General features: G+C 30.4%; 7 protein-coding genes. All 7 read left to right on the forward strand.

What is annotated here, in order from left to right:
- The coding region (locus tag GH664_RS21790) for a hypothetical protein (RefSeq protein WP_228111666.1) at positions 1-1,123 on the forward strand (1,123 nt) is incomplete at its 5' end.
- Between the two features lie 48 nt (positions 1,124-1,171).
- Entirely contained in the window at positions 1,172-1,744 is a 573-nt protein-coding gene (locus GH664_RS21795) for a hypothetical protein (protein WP_153170217.1), read from the forward strand.
- Positions 1,716-2,699, forward strand: a complete 984-nt coding sequence (locus tag GH664_RS21800) for a DnaB-like helicase C-terminal domain-containing protein (protein WP_153170218.1) — start codon at positions 1,716-1,718, stop codon at positions 2,697-2,699. The genes GH664_RS21795 and GH664_RS21800 overlap by 29 nt, the downstream gene beginning before the upstream one ends.
- 2 nt (positions 2,700-2,701) lie before the next feature.
- Positions 2,702-3,280 carry a hypothetical protein gene (locus GH664_RS21805; RefSeq protein ID WP_153163818.1) on the forward strand — a complete coding sequence of 193 codons (579 nt, stop codon included), beginning with the start codon at positions 2,702-2,704 and terminating at the stop codon, positions 3,278-3,280.
- Between the two features lie 83 nt (positions 3,281-3,363).
- A complete protein-coding gene (locus tag GH664_RS21810; protein WP_153170219.1) occupies positions 3,364-4,113 on the forward strand; it encodes an ATP-binding protein in 750 nt (249 codons plus the stop codon).
- Between the two features lie 26 nt (positions 4,114-4,139).
- Complete coding sequence (locus tag GH664_RS21815; protein ID WP_153163762.1) at positions 4,140-4,760, forward strand: hypothetical protein; 621 nt, start codon at positions 4,140-4,142, stop codon at positions 4,758-4,760.
- Positions 4,761-4,840: 80 nt separating this feature from the next.
- On the forward strand, positions 4,841-5,179 hold a 339-nt coding region (locus GH664_RS21820; RefSeq protein ID WP_153170220.1), incomplete at its 3' end, for a hypothetical protein.

A 5,179-nucleotide genomic window follows, 5' to 3' on the forward strand; every position in this document is an offset into this window, starting at 1 on the left:
TCCCACTATGATAATAGAGTATAAATTCTACCCAAAACATTTGGGTTCTGAATTTCTAGAAGTTTATAATCAAGTTAAAGATGAACGAATAGAAGCAAAACATAATGGTATTAAGACTAAAGATAAAACGCTTAAATTAGCATTAAACGGTCTTAGTGGTAATCTACAGAATGAACATAATTTCTGTTATAGTCCTTTCGCAGTAATGCAGATTAGAATAAATGGACAATTACTATTACTTATGTTAGCAGAAAGATTATCTGATATTGGCTGTAGAATAGTACAGGCAAATACAGATGGTTTATTTGTTCTTCTTAAGAAGAATCTGTATGAAAAATTACAAAGTATATGTAAGGAATGGGAACAACAAACGAGACTAACCCTAGAGGAAGATCGTTTTGAAGCTATGTATCAGTATGCTATTAATGATTATATAGCTGTAAAAGAAGGTTATCAAGCAATGAAGAAATTGTTTGAAACTGAACCAGAAAAAGCTCTAAACAAAAAGAAAAAACCTTATACTTCTTTAGATATGATTAAAGATGATTATATTAAAGAAAAAGGCATGTTCATTACTAAGGTTTCACTTGGTAAGGGAATGTCTGCAAAGATTATTCCAGAAGCTATTAGAGATTATTTTGTTGATGGTATTCCTGTAAAAGATACTATCTACAATTGTAAAGATATTAAGAAGTTCCTTACTTACCAGAAAGTAGATAAGAAATTCTCTGTAGAATATAATGGAGAACTGATACAAAGAATCAATAGATTCTATGCATCTACTAATGGTCCTTATTTATATAAATGTAAAATAGTAAATAGAGATGTTGAGATACCGCAATATCTTGTATGTCTCAAAACAGGAGAAAGTATAATAACTACAGATCCAAATCAGTTTTACTATAATTCTAATGTAGAACAGATATTACCTTATAGTTCAAAGATTATAACTAAAGGTACTAGAGTAGACTATACTAATCTACTTACTGCATCTGGTGTTACTATACTAAATAAATTTGATAATAAACCTATAGAAGAAAGAAAGATCAATTATCGCTACTATTTAAAGGAAGCGTTAAAGATCGTTGAAGAATTAAAACCAAGACAACTAACGTTGTTTTAACAAATATTTCCAGATTGTATCAAAAGTTAGTTCATAAAGTACTATATTATGATACTAGAATTAGATACAACATTATTAGATATTTTTGGAGAAATATCAATTAATCAGTTAGTATTTTTAACTCTTGTGTTGAATGATAATCAAAGTAATAATCAAGACGTTCACAAGTTTCTCAGCCGAATAAGTGAAAACGACATACAAGAGTTAATCGACAATGACCTTATCTCCTTTACTACTTCAGGAGATAATAAAATTTATAGTCCTACAGAAAAACTATTGTCAAGTACAAAACAAGATAAGACATGGTTTGATGAGTTCTATGAAGTATTTCCAGTGTATGTTTTAAGACCAGATGGTACTAAAGGTTTTTTACGATCTAATATAAATAAATGTCGTAAAGAATATAACCGTATTGTAGGTAAATCTAGAGCAATGCACGAACACCTTCTTCAATGTCTTCAATTTGAAATTGAAAACAAAATGATAACTGGTAAAATAGGTTATATGAAGACGATGTGGAAATGGCTCACTCAACATGAGTGGGAGGTTATTGAAGAGCAAATGAGTTATGAATCTGAAACACCTGTAAGTTATGGAGAATACGGAACAGAATGCCGTTAAAATACTACCTTTTGAGTCAATATCTCAGGTAGCAAATAAATCCATAAACTACATTAAAGCTAGAAAAAATCATAGTATAGTATCATTAAAAACCAGATGGGATAAGTTCAATAAAGCCACTGGTGGAATTGAACCAAATATGATATTTACTATAGCTGGTATATCAGGTAGTGGTAAGAGCTCAGTTGCAAATATGTTAGTAATGGATTTGATTGATCTTAATCCTAATCAGGATATCGTAGTATTATACTTTAGTTTAGAAATGGTAGACTACAGAAATGTTGGTCGTGTAATAAGTAATAAAACTAAGAAAACTGTATCTGAATTATATAGTTCAGTAGAAACACTTAGTGATGAAGACTTATTAAAAGCTGAATCGGCAGCTGAAACCATTAAGAAATACAATATATACTTTGTTGATAAAGTATGTAATGTAGAAGAAATAGGTAATACTATAGATTACTTTCATAATACTGTAGCTAACGGTCGTTGGCTAATAGTAGTATTAGACCACGTTCTTCTAGTAAATGGAGAGGGTGGAGAAAGAAGTACAATAGTCGATTTACAGAAAATGTTTATACAGAAGAAGAAACTTTCTAATACTAGTATAATACAGCTTTCACAGATGAATCGTAATATTGAAAGTCCTGATAGAATTAATAATCCAAGCACTCACTTTCCAATGAGAAGTGATTTATCAGCATCTGATGCAATATTTCAAGCTAGTGATTTTGTTATTGCTGTTCACAGACCAGAGATACTTAATCTAGCTATATATGGAGTACGTCGTCTACCTGTAAAAAATAAGGTTTATATGCATTTCTTAAAAGTAAGAGATGGTGAACCATGTATATTAGAATTTGAAAACGAACTTCAATATGGTAATCTAATTGAAACAAATACTGCAAGTGCTGAAGAACAAAAAGTAGTATTTAAACAAATTAAAAAAGGCTGATTATGAAAGGTTTTACAATTAAACTTCCGAAACAAAATATTGACCCTCAGGGTTCTTTGAAAAATCGTATATTAAACGAAGTTAAAAACCGCTTACCGTTTGCTAAATGGTATGGAATTCACACTCCGGAAGATCCGGAATACAGTGTATCATATGCAGGTCCTGAAGACTTGCTATGTTTTGGATGCAATCGAAATGCACATTTCTCTGCATTCAATAAAAAATATTATCGACCGACATGTTCATATGATAATTCACTTACATGTCCGTTCGCAAATCGAGCATTTAAATTGCGTCAATATGATGCTATTTCAGAATTTGATTTAGCATTGAAACGACTAGCAGAATATGCTAAGATCATGGAAGACTATGAAGAAGATCGTGGTTACGATTTTACTTACATGGGTCAACCTGTACGTATTTACCAGAAGTTTATTCAGATTGGTTATACAATCATTCCTATTGATAATCCTAGTCTGTTTTTGAATAACTATCGTAAAGCAGATAAAAATAATATAGTAAATGTTATTATTAATATTAGTAACAGTACTACTGTTAACAATATTCTCAACAATGAATAACGAATAACTTTACATTGTGTAAAATTTCAGTTTTTGTCAGATAATTTCAGAATCTCACAGGTAAAGCATTAACCTATTTTAATATGTTAATACTACCAAAAGAGAAAAACAAACCAAAGGTTAATAATCCAAGATTTTTAATCCTATTTGGTAAACCAAAATCAGGTAAAACTACATTATTATCTAAGCTTGATAATTGTCTTATAATTGACTTAGAGGGAGGTTCAGAATTTCTAGAAGCTCTCTCTATTCAAGCTCGTACTATTGAAGATTTAGGTAATATATCTAGAGCAATCAGTGAAGAAATCGCTACAACAGGAAAGAAACCTTATAAATATATTGCTATAGATAATGCTACTAGACTCGAAGAAATATGTTTAGGATATGCTAAAGTTCTGTATTGTCAGACACCAATGGGCAAATCTTATAAGGGAGATGATGTTCGTACATTACCAAATGGTAGCGGATATCTCTACTTAAGAGAAGCAGTTAAAAAAGTAATAAACATGTTTAAAAATCTTTGTGATAATTTTATTCTTATAGGTCATACTAAAGATAAGATGATTAATAAAGATGGTGAAGAGCTTATAGAAATGGCTATAGATTTAGTTGGAAGACTAGGTGATATAGTATGTGGTGAAGCAGATGCTGTTGGTTATGTCTATCGTAAAAAGAACGAAACTATTATATCTTTTGAAGGTGGAGATAATTCAGTAAGAGAAGCTAGAGCTCCTCACTTACGAGGTAAGAAGATAGTTATCGCAGAAAGCGATGAAAATAATGATATTAAAGTTCACTGGGATAAAATTTATTTAGACGAGTGCACAGCCTGATTTAAAAACTTAAAAATATTGAAATTATGACATATAGTAAAGAACGTGCAGCAAATATTAGCAAAAGTGATATTAAGTATATTCCCGCTGGTATTATTGAAAATGTAGTATTGAAGAGTGTAAAAACAGAGGTTTCTCCTAATGGTAATCAATTCTTAGAAATTGTTTTTGAGAAAGATGGAGCAACATTAACTCATACAGAATGGAAACCCACACTTGGTGGATTTGTAACTACAGAAGAACAGCTTCAAACAAAAATGGATAAGCAGTATTCTCGTATGTTGCAGATACTTAACTGTTACTATAAGGATGAAGAGCTTGACTTTAATGGAGAAAGCTTTGAACAGTTTGCTCAGTGGATTACTGATATGCTGAACAAAGTAGATAAGAGTAAAAAACTTAGAGCAAAAATAGTATATAATGATAAAGGATATACTACTTTGCCTAATTATGCTAAGTATACTTTTATTGAGCCTATGGAATTGCCAGAAGGTCAATCATCTTCTATTACTATGCTAAATATTGACCAATTTACAAAGCCTGTTGTAGCAGATAAAGAAGTAAAAAACGACAACCCGTTTAGTGCAACTTCATCTACTACTAATACACAAGCTTTTACAGATAAAACAGACGATCTACCATTTTAATATAAAGTAGATCATTATTAATAAATAAGGGTAGTGTAAAAGCTACCCTTATTCTTTTTTAATCATTAAAACAAATCATCATGGTAGAAATAGAACATATTCAAGATATAGAAAAAGATCAACCTGCAAAGTCTAGTGCAAAAGAACAGAAGCTAAAAGATCCTAAAGATTTAACTACAGAAACTCAAGATACTGATGCATCTGAAGCTACAGAGCATGATGAACAAATTGAAAATCAAGAAGACAATATATATGAAGATAGCACCTTAGTTAATCATAATACAGATGTTCATGATTTAAAGCCTGGAAATAGATTTTATGGTAGTATAAAATATAATAATTCTAAAGGAAAACAACAAGCACAACAAGGTATTTTCTTAGTATTAACTTCAGAAGTAAAAGGAAAGAAAGGACAATCC

The organism is Thauera sp. 2A1 (genome assembly GCF_009469595.2).
GTDB lineage: Bacteria > Pseudomonadota > Gammaproteobacteria > Burkholderiales > Rhodocyclaceae > Thauera.

Bases quoted from the DNA above. Each gene is read 5' to 3' on its own strand.
- GH664_RS21795 (WP_153170217.1), top strand. From the start codon at position 1,172: ATGATACTAGAATTAGATACAACATTATTAGATATTTTTGGAGAAATA.
- GH664_RS21800 (WP_153170218.1), top strand. From the start codon at position 1,716: ATGGAGAATACGGAACAGAATGCCGTTAAAATACTACCTTTTGAGTCA.
- GH664_RS21805 (WP_153163818.1), top strand. From the start codon at position 2,702: ATGAAAGGTTTTACAATTAAACTTCCGAAACAAAATATTGACCCTCAG.
- GH664_RS21810 (WP_153170219.1), top strand. From the start codon at position 3,364: ATGTTAATACTACCAAAAGAGAAAAACAAACCAAAGGTTAATAATCCA.
- GH664_RS21815 (WP_153163762.1), top strand. From the start codon at position 4,140: ATGACATATAGTAAAGAACGTGCAGCAAATATTAGCAAAAGTGATATT.